The organism is Arthrobacter sp. sptzw32, from assembly GCF_059089735.1.
Genome location: NZ_JBNHEZ010000002.1, coordinates 610,102 through 628,200 on the forward strand (window position 1 = coordinate 610,102; position 18,099 = coordinate 628,200).

The window sequence follows — 18,099 nt, forward strand, 5'->3', positions numbered from 1 at the left end:
GCCCTCCTGACCGGAGGGCCCTCTCGTTGTTTTCAATCAGTTACTCGGTTACTGCTCAATCACCAGCAGCAGGTCTCCGCCCTGGACCTGCTCAACCGAGGAAATGGCGAGCCGGCCAACCTTGCCGGCTACCGGCGTCGTGATGGACGCTTCCATCTTCATGGCTTCGATGGTGGCTACGGTGTCGCCCACGTTGACGGCGTCGCCGGGCTTGACCGTTACCGTGACGGCACCGGCGAAGGGGGCCGCGACGTGACCGGGCTGGGCGGGGTCGGCTTTCTCAGCGGCCTTGACGTTGCTGACCACCGAACGGTCCCGGACCACTACAGGCCGGGACTGGCCGTTCAGGGTGCACATCACTGTGCGCATGCCCTTTTCGTCAGGCTCGGATACAGCTTCGAGGGACGCGATCAGCCGCACACCCTTTTCCAGCTGGATCTCGTGCTCCTGGCCGCGCTGGAGCCCGTAAAGGTAATCGCGCGTGTCCAGAACCGAGATGTTGCCGTAGGTCTCCACACTCTTTAGGTAATCCTTGGTGGGCCCGTCGAAGAGCAGCCGGTTCAGCGTGTGCTGGCGGGTCTTCGAATCGGACTTCAGGGCGGCGCTGTCTTCGGCGCTGAGTTCCACGTCGCGGACCTTCACGCTCCGGCCCTGGAGGGCCTTGGTGCGGAACGGCTCAGGCCAGCCACCGGGAGGGTCACCCAGTTCACCGGAGAGGAATCCGATCACGGAATCCGGGATGTCGTAGTTCTGCGGGTTTTCGTTGAAGTCCGCAGGATCGGCGTTCAGGCCTACGAGGTGCAGGGCGAGGTCGCCCACCACCTTGGATGACGGCGTGACCTTGACCAGGTGGCCGAGGATACGGTCGGCGGCGGTGTACATGTCCTCGATCGCTTCGAAGCGCTCCCCCAGCCCCAGGGCCATGGCCTGCTGGCGGAGGTTTGAAAGCTGCCCGCCGGGAATCTCGTGCTGGTACACACGCCCGGTGGGGCCCGGAAGGCCGGACTCGAACGGGGCGTAGACGCGGCGGACCGCTTCCCAGTACGGCTCCAGCGAGCTGACGGCGGCGAGGCTGAGGCCAGTGTCCCGCGGAGTGTGCGCCAGTGCTGCAACCAGGGCGGAGGCCGAGGGCTGGCTGGTGGTTCCGGCCAACGATGCGGAGGCCACGTCCACTGCGTCCACACCGGCATCCACGGCGGCCAGCAGGGTGGCCAACTGGCCGCCTGCGGTGTCGTGCGTGTGCAGGTGCACCGGCAGGTCGAAACGCTCCCGCAGGGCCGAAACCAGTTTCGCCGCGGCCGCGGGTCGGAGCAGGCCCGCCATGTCCTTGATCGCCAGGATGTGGGCTCCCGCGTCCACGATCTTTTGCGCGAGCTCCAGGTAGTAGTCCAGCGTGTAGAGCTTCTCTTCAGGGTCCAGCATGTCCCCGGTGTAGCACAGCGCCACTTCGGCGACGGCGGTGCCTGTTGCCCGGACAGCGCGGATGGCCGGTGCCATCTGGCTGACATCATTCAGCGCATCGAAGATACGGAAGATGTCGATGCCCGTTGCCGCGGCCTCGTTGACGAACGCTTCTGTGACCTCTTCCGGGTAGGGCGTGTAGCCCACGGTGTTGCGTCCGCGCAGGAGCATCTGGATGCACACGTTCGGAAGCGCCTGGCGCAGCGCGGCGAGCCGGTCCCAAGGGTCTTCGCCGAGGAACCGGAGGGCGACGTCATAGGTGGCACCGCCCCAGGCCTCTACGGAAAGCAGCTCCGGCATAAGTGCGGTGACCGCGGGACCGGCGGCCACCAGGTCACGGGTACGGACGCGGGTGGCCAGGAGCGACTGGTGGGCGTCCCGGAAGGTGGTGTCCGTGACGGCTACTGCGTTCTGTTCGCGCAGAGCCTTGGCGAAGCCCTCAGGACCCAGCTCCAGGAGCTTCTGCCGTGAGCCGGCTGCCGGCTGCTTGTCCTTCACGGACGGCAGCTTGCTGGCAGGATTCGAGTGCACGGTCAGCTCGCCGTTCGGCTTGTTGACCGTTACTTCAGCCAGCCATGTGAGGAGTTTCGTTCCGCGGTCGGCCGAGACCCGTGCCTTAAGCAGCTGCGGGCGCTCATCGATGAAGTTCGTAGCGACGTCGCCGGCGATGAAGTCGGCGTCGTCAAGCACCGCCTGCAGGAACGAGATGTTCGTGGAGACACCGCGGATGCGGAATTCGGCAAGGGCACGGCGGGCACGGGCGACGGCGGACGGGTAGTCCCTGCCGCGGCAGGTGAGCTTAACAAGCATGGAGTCGAAGTGGGGGCTGATCTCGGCACCGGAGTAGACAGTGCCGCCGTCGAGCCGTACACCGGCTCCACCGGCGGAACGGTAGCCGGTGATCTTTCCAACGTCGGGGCGGAAGCCGTTTGCCGGGTCCTCGGTGGTGATGCGGCTCTGCAGTGCCGCGCCCCGCAGCTTTACGGTGTCCTGGGAGAGCCCGAGGTCCGCAAGCGTTTCGCCGGCGGCAATGCGCATCTGTGCCTGCACGAGGTCGACGTCGGTGACTTCCTCGGTGACAGTGTGCTCCACCTGGATGCGCGGGTTCATCTCGATGAAGACGTGCTGGCCGGCGCGGTCACCCACGGTGTCAACGAGGAACTCCACGGTGCCGGCGTTGACGTAGTTCAAGGCCTTGGCAAACTTGACGGCGTCGCGGTACAGGGCCTGCCGGATGCCTTCGTCCAGGTTCGGGGCCGGGGCGATTTCAATGACTTTCTGGTGGCGGCGCTGGATGGAGCAGTCACGCTCGAAGAGGTGCATCACGTTGCCCTCGGCGTCAGCCAGGATCTGCACTTCGATGTGCCGCGGCCGCAGTACGGCCTGCTCGAGGAACATGGTGGGGTCGCCGAAGGCCGCGTCGGCCTCACGCATGGCGGACTGCAATGCCTCCGGCAGTGCCTCACGGGTGTCCACCCGGCGCATGCCGCGTCCGCCGCCGCCGGCCACGGCTTTGGCGAAGATGGGGAAGCCGATTTCATCGGCAGCCGCAATGAGCTCGTCCAGGTCCTTGGAGGGGGCGCTGGACTTCAGGACGGGAACACCGGCGTCGTGGGCTGCCTTCAGTGCCGCCACCTTGTTACCCGCAAGTTCCAGCACCTCGGCCGGCGGGCCTACAAAGGTGATGCCCGCCTCCTTGGCCGCGCGTGCCAGGTCTGGATTTTCCGAAAGGAAACCATAGCCGGGGTAAATGGCGTCCGCGCCGGACTCCTTTGCCACCCGCACCACTTCAGCGACGTCAAGGTAAGCCCGGACGGGGTGTCCCTCTTCGCCAATCAGGTAGGCCTCGTCCGCTTTCTGGCGGTGGATCGAGTTCCTGTCCTCATTAGGGAATACAGCAACGGTCTTAGCGCCCAGCTCGTAGCCGGCGCGGAAGGCCCTGATCGCGATTTCGCCGCGGTTGGCCACCAGAACTTTGGAAAACATACTTCTCCTGCATCATTGCGGGTGGATCGGTGAGTGGTCACAGTGTCTAGGACCCACAAGGACAAACACAAATCTTTGTGGCCACCATCACAGATTTCCCCGTCATGTCCCGTGCCCTTCTGCCGGGCCGGGCAGAAACCGCCCTGGCAGCATAGTCAATGGCATGCCGACGCCTGATATAGCAGGATTCGCCGACGCATCCACATATGATGTGTAGGGCGGCAGGACCGTCCGGCTTCGGCACTGCCGGAGCAAACATTACTCCCAACACGGCATCCGGCGTTAGGTTTTGGTCTCTCAAGTGCAAGTAGTCAGCATCAGCAGCCTCAAGGGTGGAGTCGGCAAGACTTCAGTCACCACCGGATTGGCATCTGCAGCCCTTGCCGCGGGCGTCCGTACGCTGGTGGTGGATCTTGATCCCCACGCAGATGCGACCACCGCCTTGGGCGTGCAGCCCGGTGACCAGCTGGACATCGGCAGGATGCTCAAGAGCCCCCGCCGCGCCAAGCTCACTGAGAACGTTGTTGGCAGCAGCTGGACGGCTAAGGCCGCTTCGAACGGTTCCGGTCCGGCGGTCCTGGATGTCGCCGTCGGCTCTGCCTACACGGGCATCTACGACCGCCCGGACCTCAGCCGCCGCGATCTGCGCCGGCTTTCCACGGTGCTGGGCTCCGCGGAGAACTACGGGCTGGTCCTGATCGACTGCCCGCCATCCCTCAACGGCCTGACCCGGATGGCATGGTCAGCCAGCGACAAGGTGGCCCTTGTTGCCGAGCCGGGACTGTTTTCCGTTGCCGGGACCGAGCGCACCATGAGGGCCATCCAGCTTTTCCGGCAGGAATTCGCGCCCAACCTGTCCCCCGCCGGCATCATCGCCAACCGGGTGCGCTCGGGATCCTCCGAGCACAGCTACCGGCTGGCTGAAATGGAGTCCATGTTCGGCGAGCTCCTCCTCAGCCCCCGGATACCGGAGCAGGCGAACTGGCAGCAGATCCAGGGTGCTGCACATCCGGTGCACCACTGGCCCGGTGAGTCCGCCAAGGCCGCCGCAGCCCTGTTCGATGACCTGCTGGCCAACGTGATGGCGGTCGGAAGCGGCTTGCGCAGCCGGGTACGCTAAGAAACGCAGCAGAGGCCGCCCTTCCCCTGGGGAGAGCGGCCTCTGCCGTACACAAAAGGGTGTGGGGCAGGCCTCAGCTGATCTTGCGGGCAGCCCGTCGCTTACTCAGTTCGTCGTCGGGAAAGGACTGCTCAGCCGCGTGCTCGCTCGGTAGCGATGCGAGGCTGCCTTCCACCTCCCGCCAGACTCGTCCGACGGCGATACCGAAAACACCCTGGCCGCCCTGCACAAGGTCAATGACTTCGTCTGCAGACGTACATTCGTAGACGCTGGCGCCGTCGCTCATCAGCGTGATCTGCGCCAGGTCCTCCACGCCGCGTTCACGCAGGTGCTCCACGGCAGTGCGGATCTGCTGCAGGGATACCCCCGTATCCAGCAGGCGCTTGACGACCTTGAGGACCAGAATGTCGCGGAAGCCGTACAGCCTCTGGGATCCCGAGCCGGCGGCGCCGCGGACCGCGGGTTCCACCAGTCCCGTGCGCGCCCAGTAGTCCAGCTGGCGGTAGGTGATACCGGCTGCCTTACAGGCGGTGGGGCCCCGGTATCCTGCGTCCTCGTCCAGGACAGGGAGGTCTTCGGTGAACAGGAGGCCCTGGGCACCGCTTGCGGGCACAGCAACACCGGCCGTGGGCTGTTTAAGCCCGCCTGCTTCGCCTTTGGGACTCACCTGGATCCTCCTTGTCATAAGCTCCGCGGGAAAAACTGCAGCAGCCTCAACAGGAATGAAATTCATGCCTGTAATTCCGCGGGACGCACCTTCCAGTGTGACTTGCGCGGCTGCCGTAAGCAATGGGAACTCGATACTTAGACGTTAGGCCCGCGGGGACCCGAGGTCAAAGACGTCGGGCCTTTGAAAGAGGCGTGTCGAAACTCTAAGGCTGAACTTTAACCTTAACGTGACCTTAACCGTCGAAGTCCTCTGGTTCCACGTCGTCCAGGAACTCACGGAAGCGGCGCATCTCACGCTCTTCATCAACGGTGGGACCGGGCTCTGCGTCCTCACCCTCATCGTGTTCGGTAATCCGGACGCCGGCTTCGTCCATCACGGAATCGGCACACCATATCCGGCATTTTGCACGGAGGGCCACGGCGAGGGCGTCGGAGGCGCGGGAACTGACGGTGGTTCCGTTCTCGAACTGGAGCTGGCCGTAGAAAATGTTGTCCTCCACGGCCACGATGTTCACACTGACCACGGAGTGGCCCAGCGACTCGACCACGTCCACCAGGAGGTCGTGTGTCATTGGCCTGGGCGGAACCACACCCTGTTGGGCGAGTGCGATGGCGCTGGCCTCAGGGGTGCCGATCCAGATGGGCACGTGGCGTTCCCCGTGCATCTCCCGCAGGAGGACCAGCGGCTGGTTGGAAGGCAGTTCGATCCGAACGCCTACGATCTCAACTTCAATCATCAGATGTCCATGCGTGAGATGTGGTCCTGTACCAGAGCACGGTGCAGGGTGAGGCAGAGGTCGCTGATTTCGCGGGCTGCCTCCGCTGCCCGCGCCTGTGACGAAGCGTCCTTGCGTGAAGCAAGGGGCGCAACGGCGCGCTCCACCAGGCCGAACTCCCTTTCGGCAGCAGCCTGGAAGGGCCGGAGGTGCCGCGGCTCAAGCCCGTGGCTTTCCAGCTGCACGCAGGCCTTGGCGACTTGGAGGGCGTGTTCGTCGAACTGCCCGTTGGAGTGGCTGATCAGGCCGAAGCTCAGGAGGGCCTGGAGCAGCGGAACGCTGGCGCCGGACTCCGTGCGGAGCTGCTCTTCGGTGAGCTTCCGCCCCCGGTTCTGCAGTTCTGCCGCCAGTTCATCCGAAACGATGCGCGGGGACACCACGACGCCGGGCGGCAGGTTTTCCGGGCGCTCTCCCCTGTCGATGGCATCAAGGTAGTCCTTGATGACCTTCAGGGGCAGGTACTGGTCCCGCTGCAGAGCCAGGACAAAGCGCAGGCGTTCCACGTCGCCGTCGGAATACTGGCGGTAGCCCGCCGGGGTGCGGCGGGGATTGATCAGGCCTTTTTCCTCCAGGAACCGGATTTTTGACGCTGTCATGCCAGGGAAGTCCCCGCTGAGCTGAGCGAGGACTTCGCCGATGTTCAGGACCTGGGGTCCGCGGCGTTCCGGTTGTGCCATTGCCACAGGCAGCGGTCCCCGGATCAGCCGCGGCCTGCAGCGCTGGCAGGGCTCAGGTAGAAGGTGAGGCGGAACTTGCCGATCTGGACTTCACTGCCGGACTTGAGTTCAACGCTGTCCACGCGGTCGTGGTTTACGTAGGTTCCGTTCAGGCTGTTCTTGTCCACTACTTCAAAGCTGCGGGCGGTGCGCCGGAATTCGACGTGCCTGCGGGACACCGTGACGTCATCCAGGAAGATATCAGCGTCGGGGTGCCGGCCGGCGGTGGTGACGTCCGAGTCCAGCAGGAAGCGGGCGCCGGCGTTGGGTCCGCTGTGCGCAACGAGGAGCGCGGACCCGGCGGGCAGTGCCTCAACAGAGCTCCGCTCGTCGGATGAAAGTTTGGGGGTGATGGTGGGTTCATCGCGCACCGGGGTGAGATGGATTGAGGTGGTCTCCGACGCCCTGGCCGCACCATTGCCGTATTCCCCATCGGCAGGGTTGTTTGTGTGGCCAGCCATGGATTCCTCCTCTTCCGCTGCAGCTCTCACGCCTGCAAGTGTCGTTTGCCGTCCGGGCCTGCCTTGCAGGTCCGGCACCGGCTCCCGATCCGGCCGCTGACGTGCGAAGACGTGCCGTCTGCTCAGCTGGCCGAACCGGATTTACCGGATAGCTTTTAGCCTACCTGTTGTTCGTACTCGGATGCACTGAGCAGCGACTCAACGGCGTCCGCTTCGGCGAGTTTTACTTCAATGAGCCAGCCGTCGCCATAGGGATCGGTGTTGATCAGCGCTGAATCAGTGTCGAGGGACTCGTTCCGGGCCACCACTTCGCCGCTGACGGGCGCGTAGATGTCACTGACGCTTTTGGTGGATTCGACTTCACCAACAACTTCGTTTGCCGTAATCTTGGTGCCCACCTCCGGCATCTGGGCGTAAACGACGTCACCCAGTGCGTCCTGGGCGAAGTCGGTGATGCCCACCCGGACCACACCGTCGCCATTGGGAGCGGATACCCACTCATGTTCGGCGGTGTAGGACAGGTCTTCGGGAATGTTGCTCATCAGGGGCCTTTCATGGGTGGAACACCAATGTCAAAGGGGCCGAACGGGCCGCCGCTGAAAGTATAGGCACAACTGCCGGACCGTTCGCCGGGGATTCTGACAAGATGGGACGCATGAGCGCACGCACCCTTCCGGGACGCCGGGAAGCAGCGGGGTAGGCCATGCCGGAACTCCCCGAGGTGGCCGGTCTGGCTGAATTTCTTGACGATCATCTGAGGGGAACCTCGGTGACCAAAGTGCAGATCGTATCCTTCGCTGTCCTCAAAACGGCAGATCCGCCGTTCACAGCCCTGGAAGGCAGGACGGTGACGGGCGTACGCCGCTTCGGCAAGTTTGTCAGCATCGACACCGACGGCGTCTCGCTGGTTTTCCATCTGGCCAGGGCCGGCTGGGTGCGCTTCACCGACTCCCCCACCGACGCCCAGCTGCGGATGGGTAAGGGGCACATCGCGGCACGCTTTACCTTCGGGGGCCCGGATGGGCCACGCGGCATCGACCTCACGGAGGCCGGTACGAAAAAGAGCCTGGCCGTCTACGTGGTGCGGGATCCCCAGGAGGTGCCGGGGGTCGCAACGCTCGGGCCGGATCCGTTCACCGAGGCGTTCGACGCCGACATGCTGGCCGAAATCCTCGCGGCCAGCTCACAGCAAATCAAGGGTCTCCTGAGGAGCCAGAGTGTGATCGCCGGCATCGGCAACGCCTACAGTGACGAGATACTTCACGCTGCCCGGATCTCCCCTTTCGCCACCGCTAAATCACTGGACCGTGAGACGGTACAGGTTCTTTATGAATCCATCCACGGCGTGCTGGGAACCGCCCTTGCCGAAGCCCGGGGGAAACCGCCGAAGGACTTGAAGGACGTCAAGCGCAGCCACATGCGGGTCCATGCCCGGACCGGCGAGCCGTGTCCTGTGTGCGGTGACACCGTGCGGGAAGTTTCCTTCGCCGATACCGCCCTGCAGTACTGCCCCACGTGCCAGACCAAGGGCAAGATCCTCGCGGACCGCAGGACGTCGAAGTTCCTGAAGTAAACGCGTTTCGCGCGGTTCCGCCAATTTGTAGTTTCTGCTAATTCCCTCGCGCCTGGAATCAATGCGTGTTTCAACAGGGTCCAGTGAGCAAGTTTGTGCCACGCAGCCGTAACTGGCCGGGCAGGCCCCAGCTGGGCAGAAGGCTTCCAGCGGCGCCGCAATCAACGGCGCGGAATAAGTATTTGCAGAAACTTTTGCGTAATGGAACGCCGAGCCTTCACAGCGTGCGCCCAGCGACTTATCATTATTTGCACGTCCCCCCGCGCACAAACCAGGCGGACGGAATCTGATTACATGAGGGTCCAGAAACCGGCGCTCAATACTACATAAAGTGCCTCTCTGGGCCTTTACCGTGTGTTCAGTCATCACCCACAGCGCCCCTCCAGCAGACAAACCGGGGGAAGTAGCAGGTTTATTTCTGGTACGGGCGCTCGCATCCTCAAGCTTGGTGCTTCCTGCACATCGATCGGGCTTGAGACAAAACCGTAGACAGGCGAGTCACAACGGAGTGGACCGCGCCCAATGACGGCCGTGCCCACGCTGCCGGCTCTCCCGTTCCTGCGGTATCGATCATTCGATCACGTAAGGAAAGTGCAATGAACAAAGTATCCCGCCTCCTCGGCTCCACCGCCCTCGCCACGGGCCTGATCTTCGGTGGATCAGCTGGTGCCGCTGTTGCCGGCGACGACTACAAAGACGGCAAGTCGCATCACAGCAAGTACGACAACGACCGCAAGCGCGACAACGACAAGCGGCATCATCATCACCACTCGGGCTATACCCACGGGCACAACCATGGCCACAATTACAACGGCCACAGGCATGATCGCCACTGGGACGACCGTTACGGGTACGTTTACGTCCACGACCATCACGACAAGGACTGCAACGGCAAATACCACCGTGCGTCCTACAAGGATTACCGCGGACAGTGGCACGTCATCTTTATCATCATCAACCACCACTAATCATCTAAGCGTGGGGTGCTCTCGCGACGCCTCCACATAAGGGCTGAAAAGGCCCTCTTGGCAGCGCCCAGGAATACTGTCGGCTGGGCGCTGCCAAGCTTTGAGTAAATGTCCCGACGCTGGACAGTGGCTACAAAAAAGGCCGGAACCACGCATTTCCGCGTGGTTCCGGCCTTTGTGGTCGGGCTGACAGGATTTGAACCTGCGACCCCTTGACCCCCAGTCAAGTGCGCTACCAAGCTGCGCTACAGCCCGCTGGTTCCGCCGTTCTCCGCTGTGCTTAATCCAGGATTTCCCCGAGGATTTTCACCAGCAGTCCGGCCGAACCACCTAGAAGAGCTTACACGATTCCGGAGGGTGCCAGTGACACTTTCCGGCCTTCCAGGCCACTCGTGTCGCAAAAATCACCGGAATCAGCGCTTCTTGCCGCGCTTTTCCCGAACCCGCATGTTGACCTCGATGGGAGTGCCCTCGAAACCGAAGGTTTCCCGGAGCCTGCGGGTGATGAAGCGGCGGTAGCCGGGGTCCAGGAACCCGGTTGTGAACAGCACGAACTTTGGCGGCCTGCTTGAGGCTTGGGTGCCGAAGAGGATGCGCGGCTGCTTGCCGCCGCGGACGGGGTGCGGGTGCGCGGCCACGAGTTCGCCGAGGAAGGCATTAAGGCGGCCTGTGGCGATACGCTTGTCCCAGTTTTCCAGCGCCAGGTCCAGGGCCGGAACCAGGCGGTCCTTGTGCCAGCCGGTCTTGGCCGAGATGTTGACGCGGGGCGCCCACTCAACATGCGCCAGGTCCTGCTCAATTTCACGTTCGAGGTAGCGCCGGCGTTCGTCGTCGAGCAGGTCCCACTTGTTGAAGGCGAGCACCATGGCGCGGCCCGATTCGATGGCGAGCTGGAGGATCCGGACGTCCTGCTCGCTGAGGACTTCGTCCACGGCGAGGAGCACGACGGCGACCTCGGCCTTCTCGAGCGCGGCCTGCGTGCGCAGGGAGGCGTAGTAGTCCGCGCCCTGGGCCATGTGCTGGCGGCGGCGGATGCCTGCAGTGTCCACGAACCGCCAGGTGCGGCCGCCTAGTTCGATGAATTCGTCCACGGGATCACGGGTTGTGCCGGCGGTGTTGTCCACCACCACGCGCTCGGTGCCGGCCAGCTTATTGAGCAGCGAAGACTTGCCCACGTTGGGGCGCCCGATCAGCGCAATCCTGCGGGGGCCGCCGGAACGTTCCAATCCTTCGATCGTGGAGAACTCGGGGAGGACGTCCATGACATGGTCCAAAAGGTCGGCCACGCCACGGCCATGCAGCGCAGAGACCGGATACGGCTCGCCGAAGCCGAGGCCCCACAACGTGGCGGAGTCGGCTTCCTGGGCGAAGTCGTCAACCTTGTTGGCCACCATGATGACCGGCTTCTTGCTGCGCCGCAGCATCCTCATCACGCCTTCGTCGGTGGCGGTGGCACCCACAGCGGAATCAACCACGAAGAGGACTGCGTCTGCAAGTTCCACGGCCATTTCCGCCTGGTCGGCCACCCGCGCGTGAATGCCCCGCGCGTCGTGCTCCCAGCCGCCGGTGTCCACCAGGGTGAAGTTGCGGCCGTTCCAGTTGGCGGAGTACATCACGCGGTCGCGGGTAACGCCAGGGGTGTCCTCCACTACGGCTTCGCGCCGGCCCAGGATGCGGTTGACCAAGGTGGACTTGCCAACGTTAGGGCGCCCGATGATGGCCAGGACGGGATCGAGCTTGACCGGGCCTTCATAGTCCTCATCGTCGTATTCGCCGCTGAGCAGCGCGGCGTCGTCCTCGTCAAGGTCGTAGTCCTCCAGGCCCGCCCGGAGCGAGGCAGCACGGAGCTCGGCCTCGTCGTCGTCTATCGCGGCCAGCCGTTCGGCCACCTGGTCCGTGCCGGAGGGCATGTATTCGTCGTCGCCGGCGCCGGTGTTGCCGGAATTCTGGGTTGTGTCGCTCATTGCATCGTCCTTAGTGGTCATCTGCCGGCGTCCCGGCTACTGCTGTGAAATCTTTGGAAAAGTGTGCATCCGGCAGGGGCTGGCCTGTGAGCTGGATGGAGTCCTGCACGTGCCCGGATAATGCCGCCCGGATCTCCAGGGCCGCCCGGTCCAGGGAAGCCCGGCCGCTTTCACCGGCCCTTCGTGTCAGCGTCAGCGCATTTCCGAAGCTGACATGGAACCGCCTGCCCGGCCGCGGAACCGAATCCAGGTGCTCGTCCCCCTTGCGGGTGCCCAGGATGGCCACCGGCACTACCGGAGCGCCGGAGTTCAACGCAAGCCAGGCCACGCCGCCATTGATGTCAGCGGCTGCCCCGCTCCCCCGCGTACCTTCGGGAAGGATCCCGACGCAACGGCCGGAGTCCAGCACGTCCCTGCAGCGTTGCAGTGCCGCACGGTCACCTGACCGGTCCACGGGCAACTGGCCGGATGCGGTCAGCACCCCGCCAAGAAAGCCCTTGAACATCTCCTGTTTCACCAGGATGTGCATGGGGCGCGGCGACGCCCCGAACATCACCGGTCCGTCCAGGAAGCTGATGTGGTTGCCTGCGAAAATGACGGGACCGCCGGTGGGAACGTTGTCCCGGCCAGTGACCGACGTCCGGTAGACCAGGTGGTCCAGGATCCAGCCGACGGGCCTGCTCCAGGCCATGGTCCAGGCGGATGGGATGTCCGGCCTGGGCTTGGCCGCGGTGGTATCAGTCACGGTTCAAAACCTTGGTCACAATCACGAGGGCCGCGGCAACTGTTTGGTCGAAGTCCAGATCGGAAGAATCGAGGGTCACTACGCCGGAAGCGGCCTGCGTGAAGTTGACCACCGTGGAGTCCTTGGCGTCACGGTGCGTTACCTGTGCGGCCAGCTGCTCGGCGTTTTGGGTACCGCCTAGCTGGATTCCGCGCCGGCGCAGCCGTGCTTCTTCGCTGGCCGTCAGCAGCATGCGCACCTCAGCACCGGGGGCGACGACGGTGGTGATGTCCCTGCCCTCCACCACCATTCGGCGGTGGTGCTTGTCGATCAGTTCGCGCTGGCGACGGATGAGCTCCGTCCGCGCCCCCAGGGTGGTGGCAACGGCACTGACTGCCGAGGAGATGGCAGGTTCACGGATGGCATCCGTAACGTCAACCCCGCCCACGCGGACGTACTCCTCCTGCGGGCTGGTGCTCAGGGCCAGGACCAGGTCCCTGGACGCCTGCTCCACCGCCGCGCCGTCGTTAAGGTCGATGCCCTGGTTGACGCAGTACCAGGTAAGAGCCCGGTACATTGCGCCGGTGTCCAGGTAGGCAAGCCGGAGCCTGCGGGCCACTTCCTTGCTGACGCTGGACTTGCCGGAACCCGACGGCCCGTCGATGGCAACCACCAACGGCCTGCCGACGCGAAGCGCGGGCACGGTGTCAAGGAGTTCTTGTGTCATTACTGGAGTACCCGCCATCCGCGGTCGTGGAGTGCTTCGATCAGGTGGTCATGCTTGTTCGGCAACACGGAGATTTCCACCATACCCACGTTTTGGCCTGACGAGTGGTCCAGGCGCAGGTCCTCAAGGTTCACGCCGATCTCGCCGATCTCGGTGAGGAGCCGGGCAATTTGACCCGGCTTGTCGTCCACCAGGACGGTGAGCCACGAATACGCCTGGGGAGGCCCGCCGTGCTTGCCCGGAATCCGCGCCTGTCCCGCGTTGCCTTCACTCATCAGCTGTGCCAGGTCAAGCCGGGCGCCCGGGGCTGTTGGCTCTTCCAGCGTGCTGATAAGGCGGTTGAGGTCCTCCCGAACACCGTAGAGGATTTCGACCACCTTGGCCGCGTTGCCGCCCAGGATCTGGACCCAGAGGGAAGGATCACTCGCGGCGATCCGGGTGACATCCCGCAGTCCGTTGCCTGCAAGGGACAATGCGTGCAGCGGTGTTCCCTGCAGCCGGCTGGCCAAAAGCGATGACATGACCTGCGGCAAATGCGATACCAGGGCCACGGCTTCATCGTGTTCGTCAGCAGTGAACTGGGAAACAACCGCCCCCAGGTCCGTAGCCAGTGAGCGGGCGGTCTGAAGGGCAGCGCCGGATGTTTCCTCCGAGGGGCACACGACCCATGGCATCGAGGTGAAAAGCTCTCCGCGGGCTGCAACAGGGCCGGACTTTTCCCTACCCGCCATAGGGTGCGTGCCGACGTAGCGGGAAAGATCCACGCCGCGGCTGCGCAGCGCAGCGAGGATTTCGGCCTTGACACTGGCGATGTCCACAACCACGGAGTGCGGGTAATCAGCCAGCGCCTTTGCCACGACATCGGCCGTGACGTCCGGCGGTGCCGCGACAACCACCAGCTGCGGGCTGGCGCCGGCAAGCCCGGCCAAGGGCTGGCCCGCGCCAATGTCCACCGCAACAGCCTGGTTGGTGGGCGAAGGGTCGGAAAGGAAAACCGGCACACCCCGGCCGCGCAGGCCCAACCCGATGCTGGTGCCCAGCAGCCCCGTGCCGAGGACCACCACGGGACCGTCCAGGTGCCCGCGGCCCTGGCTGTGGAAAGCGGACATGCCCTAGAGCCCTACGGACGCCAGCAGATGGCCGACTTCCTGCTTGCCAAGGTTGCGGATGCTTCCCTGGCGCTGGTCACCCAGGCCGATGGGACCTACCTTGACGCGGACCAGCCGCAGTACCGGGAATCCGACGGCGTCGAACAGGCGGCGGACAATGCGGTTCTTGCCGGAGTGCAGCACTACTTCGATCAGGACGTGGCCGGGAGTGGAATCCACGAGCCGGAAGGAATCCACTGACGCGAAACCGTCCTCAAGTTCCACACCTTCCTTGAGCTTGGCACCAATGCCCTGCGGGAAGGGGCCCCGGACCTGGACCAGGTACGTCTTGGGCACCTCGTAGGAGGGGTGCGTCAGGCGGTTGGCGAGTTCGCCGTCGTTGGTCAGCAGCAGCAGGCCCTCGGTAGCGACGTCGAGCCGGCCCACGTGGAACAGGCGTTCGCCCTGCTGGTGGCGGAGGAAGTCGCTGATGCAGGGGCGGCCCTCGGGATCCTCCATGGTGGAAACAACGCCCTTGGGCTTGTTGAACACCATGTACACCAGGTTCTCGTCGAGCTGGATCCGGAGTCCATCAACGTGGATGACAGCGGTTTTGGGGTCGATGCGGACGCCGAGCTCGGTGACTACCTGGCCGTCCACCTCCACCCGGCCCTCGGCAATCATTTCCTCGCAGACACGGCGTGACGCGACGCCGGCGGAGGCCATGACTTTCTGCAGGCGGACGCCGTCGGCATCATGGAGTTCGGACTGGGGAACCTCGCCCCGCGGGGCTTTCCTGCGGGAGGGCCGGCGGACCGGACCCAGGTTCTGGCCGAAGCGTTCGCTGCCGAAAGCACGGGAAGCTGCTGCTCCCGGCGCGCCGGTGCGCGGTTTTGGCTTGAGGGCTCCCGAGGTCCCTGGTGCTTTCTTCGCGCCGGGCTTGCGGGCGGCAGGCTTCCGTGAAGAGGGTTTGGCGGATTTTGGATCCGTTGCTCCACGGCCCGGCTGGGCACCGGCAGCAGCTTCGTCCGGATCGATGAAGCGCTCCTCGCGGGGCTTGGGTGCGCGGTGCGGGCGGTCGCTGCCGAATCCGGCACCGCGCTTTGGGGCCCCGCCGCGGAAACCGCCGCCCGGCTTGCCGCCCTGGGAGGTGCTGCGCTGTGATGAGTTTCGTTCCGAACCGTTACGTCCCGAACCGTTACGTGGTGAACCCTGGCGTCCCGCCTGTGTCATGACCCGTCCTTCGATATGTTGACCGGCTGGGTGTCCATGGACAACCCTAGCCAGCCCTGCAGAAATAATCTGCCCTTGTGAGTACTCTTGCGTGCAGCCCGGGGTTGCGCCCTGGCTACATTCCTTCGGTGTCGTAGAACTCTGCGATGCCGTCCAGCCCCGGCAGATGCGGGGACAGCTGCGGCAGCTCAGCCACCGAGCCGATCCCCATCCGTTCCAGGAAATATGAAGTGGTCCGGTAGAGGATGGCGCCGGACTCTGGATCCGTTCCCGAGTCCTCGATCAGTCCGCGCTGGGCAAGCGTCCGTACGACAGAGTCAACATTGACTCCTCTGATTGCGGACACCCTGGCCCTGGAAACCGGCTGGCGGTATGCAATGACCGCCAGCGTTTCCAAGGCGGCCTGGGTAAGCCTGGCCGTCTGGCCCTCCAGCACATATTTGCCCACGATGTGCGCAAACTCCGTACGGGAGTAGATCCGCCAGCCACCGGCGACTTTCCGCAATTCAAAACCCCGGGGGCTGGAGCCTAGACCAGTTCCACTGGCTTGATCCAAATCCGGGGCTTTAACAGTATAGCCGCTATACTCCCGCTGAAGTTCTGCGAGCAGGGCAGTGACGGTGGCAAGGGGAAGGTCAAGTCCTGCCGCCAGTTCTTCCTCCGAGGCCGGCTGGTCGATGACCATGAGTACCGCCTCAAGGGCGGCCTTGGCCCCACCGGGAAGACTTTCAATGTCCGGCCCCGCAGCGGGGGCCGCTTTTGTTCGCTGCTCAGTCACAGCTGCTCCTCAAATTCTTCGCTCAGGTTTTCGGCAGACCATTCCGCCTTTCCGGCAGTCCAATGAACAGCCAGGTCCCCGAGCGGGGACAGTTGGTCGAAGGAAACAGCCTTGTCCCGGAACAGTTCCAGGAGGGCAAGGAACCTCGCAACAACCACCAGGGTGGATTCGGCATCGGCGATCAGGGCGCGAAAGGTCAGCGGTGATTCAAGCTGAAGCCGCAGGCCCATCGCTTCTGCCTGCTCCTTTACGCTGACATTGCCCCCATGAAGGTGTGACAGGCCGACTTCTGTTGGCTTTGGGGCCTTCGGCAGCAGGGCGGCCTCAGCCATGCGGGCAAACTGTCGCGGAGTGTGCTTCCAGACGAGCTCGGGAAGCATGGCGGCGAAGTGTCCCTCCAGTGCCACCTGCCGGGGAAAGCGCTCGGCCTCCTGCTGCAGGGTTTCGCCCAAAAGGCCCGCGACGTGCTTGAAGGCCTTGTACTGGAGCAACCGGGCGAAGAGCAGGTCCCTGGCTTCCAGCAGCGCGATGTCTTCATCGTTCTCGACCTCCCCGGCAGGGAGCAGCCGGGCGGCTTTGAGGTCCAGCAGCGTGGCCGCGATGACCAGAAACTCACTGGCCTCGTCCAGGGCCCACTCTTCGCCCAGTTTCTGCAGGTTCCGGATGTACTTGATGAACTCATCGGTCACCGTGGCAATGGCTACCTCGGTGATGTCCAGCTGGTGCTTTGCAATCAGTCCCAGCAGGAGGTCAAAGGGTCCTGTGAAGTTGGCAAGCCGTACCTCGAAGCTGGGTTTTGATTCGGCCACCGGGTGGCTAGGGTGCGCCGCCGCGCGAAATCAGCTCCTTGGCCAGCCTGCGGTAGGCGTCGGCACCCACGTGGTTGCCCGCGTAGCTGGTGATCGGTTCTGCTGCGACAGTAGCGTCCGCGAACTTGATGGAGCGCTTGATGACAGTTTCGAAAACCTTGTCCCCGAAGGCCTCCACCAGGCGGGTGATGACCTCGCGGCTGTGCAGCGTCCGGGCGTCGTACATGGTGGCCAGAACACCGTCCACCTGCAGGCGCGGGTTGAGCCTGTCCTGGACCTTGTCGATGGTCTCCACCAAAAGCGCAACAGCGCGCAGGGCGAAGAACTCGCAGATGAGCGGGATGATGACGCCGTGCGCGGCGGTGAGGGCGTTGACGGTCAGGAGGCCAAGGGACGGCTGGCAGTCGATGAGGACGACGTCGTAATCGTCCTCCACTTTTTTGAGGGCACGGTCGAGGACCTGCTCGCGGGCCACCTCGTTGACCAACTGGACTTCCGCCGCGGAAAGGTCGATGTTTGCGGGCAGGAGGTCCACGTTTTCGACGCCGGTCTGGTGGATGGCGTCACGGATGTCCACCTTGCGGTCCATCAGCACGTTATAGACCGTGAGGTCGAGTTCGTGGGGGTTAACGCCCAGGCCGGCAGACAGTGCGCCCTGGGGATCAAAGTCGACCAGGAGCACACGGCGGCCGTACTCGGCCAGTGCTGCCGCGAGGTTGATGGTGGAGGTGGTCTTCCCTACGCCGCCCTTTTGGTTGACCATGGCAATGACGCGGGCCGGACCGTGGGAGGCCAGGGGCGCTGGTTCCGGGAACTCACGGTAGGGGCGCCCGGTGGGTCCCATCACCGCATCTTCCAGGTCGAATTGCGTGCCCTCCAGAGTTGCTGAACCCTGTTCGCTGCTCACGTATCTATCCACACTTTCGATGACGTTGATTTCCTGCCGCTGGCTGGCCAGCAACGCTCCTTCTTCTTCCCAAGGTTACAGCGCCCGACACGATATTCGAGGCAACTTGACTTTCTGCGGATGTTGAGCCTTGACCCTC

The 18,099-nt window shown here is 64.0% G+C and carries 17 protein-coding genes and 1 tRNA gene; 3 read left to right on the forward strand and 15 right to left on the reverse strand.

Annotation, left to right across the window (positions count from 1 at the left end):
* Positions 1–48: 48 nt before the first annotated feature.
* Entirely contained in the window at positions 49–3,447 is a 3,399-nt protein-coding gene (locus tag AC5RVN_RS06355; RefSeq protein WP_494137394.1) for a pyruvate carboxylase, read from the reverse strand.
* Between the two features lie 301 nt (positions 3,448–3,748).
* On the opposite strand from AC5RVN_RS06355, the gene AC5RVN_RS06360 reads away from it, so the two are divergent.
* A complete protein-coding gene (locus AC5RVN_RS06360; RefSeq protein WP_494137395.1) occupies positions 3,749–4,567 on the forward strand; it encodes a ParA family protein in 819 nt (272 codons plus the stop codon).
* A gap of 73 nt (positions 4,568–4,640) precedes the next feature.
* Here the strand turns inward: AC5RVN_RS06360 and AC5RVN_RS06365 are convergent, their stop codons facing one another.
* From AC5RVN_RS06365 to gcvH, 5 genes are all read right to left on the reverse strand, one after another.
* The gene (locus AC5RVN_RS06365) at positions 4,641–5,234 is read right to left on the reverse strand and encodes a MerR family transcriptional regulator (protein WP_009358601.1); all 594 of its coding nucleotides are present in this window, start codon (positions 5,232–5,234) and stop codon (positions 4,641–4,643) included.
* A 235-nt stretch (positions 5,235–5,469) separates the two neighbouring features.
* The gene (locus AC5RVN_RS06370; protein WP_494039406.1) at positions 5,470–5,973 is read right to left on the reverse strand and encodes a bifunctional nuclease family protein; all 504 of its coding nucleotides are present in this window, start codon (positions 5,971–5,973) and stop codon (positions 5,470–5,472) included.
* Entirely contained in the window at positions 5,973–6,689 is a 717-nt protein-coding gene (gene ftsR / locus AC5RVN_RS06375) for a transcriptional regulator FtsR (RefSeq protein ID WP_494039405.1), read from the reverse strand. The genes AC5RVN_RS06370 and ftsR overlap by 1 nt, the downstream gene beginning before the upstream one ends.
* 23 nt (positions 6,690–6,712) lie before the next feature.
* Positions 6,713–7,189, reverse strand: a complete 477-nt coding sequence (locus tag AC5RVN_RS06380; RefSeq protein ID WP_494105644.1) for an FHA domain-containing protein — start codon at positions 7,187–7,189, stop codon at positions 6,713–6,715.
* 155 nt (positions 7,190–7,344) lie between these two features.
* Positions 7,345–7,731, reverse strand: a complete 387-nt coding sequence (gene gcvH, locus AC5RVN_RS06385; RefSeq protein WP_494039403.1) for a glycine cleavage system protein GcvH — start codon at positions 7,729–7,731, stop codon at positions 7,345–7,347.
* A 161-nt stretch (positions 7,732–7,892) separates the two neighbouring features.
* Between gcvH and AC5RVN_RS06390 the strand changes: the two genes are divergently transcribed.
* Together AC5RVN_RS06390 and AC5RVN_RS06395 are read left to right on the forward strand one after the other, a co-directional pair.
* A complete protein-coding gene (locus AC5RVN_RS06390; protein ID WP_494137396.1) occupies positions 7,893–8,762 on the forward strand; it encodes an Fpg/Nei family DNA glycosylase in 870 nt (289 codons plus the stop codon).
* A 596-nt stretch (positions 8,763–9,358) separates the two neighbouring features.
* On the forward strand, positions 9,359–9,730 hold the full coding sequence (locus tag AC5RVN_RS06395) for a hypothetical protein (protein WP_494137397.1): 372 nt from the start codon (positions 9,359–9,361) through the stop codon (positions 9,728–9,730).
* 178 nt (positions 9,731–9,908) lie between these two features.
* Here AC5RVN_RS06395 and AC5RVN_RS06400 read toward each other — a convergent pair.
* From AC5RVN_RS06400 to AC5RVN_RS06440, 9 genes are all read right to left on the reverse strand, one after another.
* Positions 9,909–9,985, reverse strand: a tRNA-Pro gene (locus tag AC5RVN_RS06400).
* Between the two features lie 158 nt (positions 9,986–10,143).
* The gene (der, locus tag AC5RVN_RS06405; protein ID WP_494137398.1) at positions 10,144–11,694 is read right to left on the reverse strand and encodes a ribosome biogenesis GTPase Der; all 1,551 of its coding nucleotides are present in this window, start codon (positions 11,692–11,694) and stop codon (positions 10,144–10,146) included.
* A gap of 10 nt (positions 11,695–11,704) precedes the next feature.
* A complete protein-coding gene (locus AC5RVN_RS06410; protein WP_494040118.1) occupies positions 11,705–12,385 on the reverse strand; it encodes a lysophospholipid acyltransferase family protein in 681 nt (226 codons plus the stop codon).
* A 46-nt stretch (positions 12,386–12,431) separates the two neighbouring features.
* Positions 12,432–13,145: a (d)CMP kinase gene (gene cmk, locus AC5RVN_RS06415; RefSeq protein WP_494137399.1), complete on the reverse strand. Its 714-nt coding sequence runs from the start codon at positions 13,143–13,145 to the stop codon at positions 12,432–12,434.
* On the reverse strand, positions 13,145–14,254 hold the full coding sequence (locus AC5RVN_RS06420) for a prephenate dehydrogenase (protein WP_494137400.1): 1,110 nt from the start codon (positions 14,252–14,254) through the stop codon (positions 13,145–13,147). Before AC5RVN_RS06420 ends, cmk begins: the two co-directional genes overlap by 1 nt.
* Positions 14,255–14,257: 3 nt before the next feature.
* Complete coding sequence (locus tag AC5RVN_RS06425) at positions 14,258–15,466, reverse strand: pseudouridine synthase (protein WP_494137401.1); 1,209 nt, start codon at positions 15,464–15,466, stop codon at positions 14,258–14,260.
* 115 nt (positions 15,467–15,581) lie between these two features.
* On the reverse strand, positions 15,582–16,244 hold the full coding sequence (scpB, locus tag AC5RVN_RS06430) for an SMC-Scp complex subunit ScpB (protein WP_494137402.1): 663 nt from the start codon (positions 16,242–16,244) through the stop codon (positions 15,582–15,584).
* A complete protein-coding gene (locus AC5RVN_RS06435; RefSeq protein ID WP_494137403.1) occupies positions 16,241–17,053 on the reverse strand; it encodes a segregation and condensation protein A in 813 nt (270 codons plus the stop codon). Before AC5RVN_RS06435 ends, scpB begins: the two co-directional genes overlap by 4 nt.
* Positions 17,054–17,060: 7 nt before the next feature.
* Positions 17,061–17,960, reverse strand: a complete 900-nt coding sequence (locus AC5RVN_RS06440; RefSeq protein WP_104045332.1) for a ParA family protein — start codon at positions 17,958–17,960, stop codon at positions 17,061–17,063.
* Positions 17,961–18,099 lie beyond the last annotated feature (139 nt).

Coding starts and splice junctions, on each gene's coding strand:
- AC5RVN_RS06355 (WP_494137394.1), bottom strand. CDS start 3,447: ATGTTTTCCAAAGTTCTGGTGGCCAACCGCGGCGAAATCGCGATCAGG.
- AC5RVN_RS06370 (WP_494039406.1), bottom strand. CDS start 5,973: ATGATTGAAGTTGAGATCGTAGGCGTTCGGATCGAACTGCCTTCCAAC.
- ftsR (WP_494039405.1), bottom strand. CDS start 6,689: ATGGCACAACCGGAACGCCGCGGACCCCAGGTCCTGAACATCGGCGAA.
- AC5RVN_RS06380 (WP_494105644.1), bottom strand. CDS start 7,189: ATGGCTGGCCACACAAACAACCCTGCCGATGGGGAATACGGCAATGGT.
- gcvH (WP_494039403.1), bottom strand. CDS start 7,731: ATGAGCAACATTCCCGAAGACCTGTCCTACACCGCCGAACATGAGTGG.
- AC5RVN_RS06390 (WP_494137396.1), top strand. CDS start 7,893: ATGCCGGAACTCCCCGAGGTGGCCGGTCTGGCTGAATTTCTTGACGAT.
- AC5RVN_RS06395 (WP_494137397.1), top strand. CDS start 9,359: ATGAACAAAGTATCCCGCCTCCTCGGCTCCACCGCCCTCGCCACGGGC.
- der (WP_494137398.1), bottom strand. CDS start 11,694: ATGAGCGACACAACCCAGAATTCCGGCAACACCGGCGCCGGCGACGAC.
- AC5RVN_RS06410 (WP_494040118.1), bottom strand. CDS start 12,385: ATGGCCTGGAGCAGGCCCGTCGGCTGGATCCTGGACCACCTGGTCTAC.
- cmk (WP_494137399.1), bottom strand. CDS start 13,145: ATGACACAAGAACTCCTTGACACCGTGCCCGCGCTTCGCGTCGGCAGG.
- AC5RVN_RS06420 (WP_494137400.1), bottom strand. CDS start 14,254: ATGTCCGCTTTCCACAGCCAGGGCCGCGGGCACCTGGACGGTCCCGTG.
- AC5RVN_RS06425 (WP_494137401.1), bottom strand. CDS start 15,466: ATGACACAGGCGGGACGCCAGGGTTCACCACGTAACGGTTCGGGACGT.